Source organism: Alcanivorax profundi (assembly GCF_003597125.1).
In the GTDB taxonomy this organism is placed as follows: Bacteria; Pseudomonadota; Gammaproteobacteria; order Pseudomonadales; family Alcanivoracaceae; genus Alcanivorax; species Alcanivorax profundi.
The window spans coordinates 1-451 of the sequence record NZ_QYYA01000114.1; the positions used below are offsets into that span (position 1 = coordinate 1).

Sequence of the window (451 nt, forward strand, 5' to 3'; positions counted from 1 at the left end):
TATGTGGGTATCGGATCGGATGCTACTTATCTGGAGTATAAGCATCGCAAGCCTATGTTCCCACAGGAGGAAAGGCTATTCATGGTCAAGAATATCAAGGCGGTGAAGGAGGCGTATATCAATGAGAGAAGCGGAGTTTCAGAAGATATGGCCGGTGAAGTTGCCGAAGATGGATCCGGAGATGCTTGCCCGACTGGTATTCTGCTTTGAGAACAATCCGGAGCGTCACGATGGTATCATCTCTGGTGCCCAGGATTCTATCGGTATCTGTATTCCCGGTCTGGTGCGTCATTATTATGACAATACCTTCTGGCCGGAGAAGATAGAGAGTACGCAGGATGAGATGACTCTCCGTTTCCTGGAAGACCATCTGGTGATGATTCCGATGGAACCGAGAAGACCGGGATGCAGTGTGGTGGAAGGTAAGGATATCACGCCTGAGAAGGTGAAG

The 451-nt window shown here is 49.4% G+C and carries 2 protein-coding genes; both read left to right on the forward strand.

What is annotated here, in order from left to right; translation table 11 throughout:
• On the forward strand, positions 1 to 210 hold a 210-nt coding region (locus tag D4A39_RS19190; protein WP_233552531.1), incomplete at its 5' end, for a nucleotidyl transferase family protein.
• The coding region (locus tag D4A39_RS19195) for a hypothetical protein (protein WP_233552532.1) at positions 155 to 451 on the forward strand (297 nt) is incomplete at its 3' end. The genes D4A39_RS19190 and D4A39_RS19195, both read left to right, overlap by 56 nt.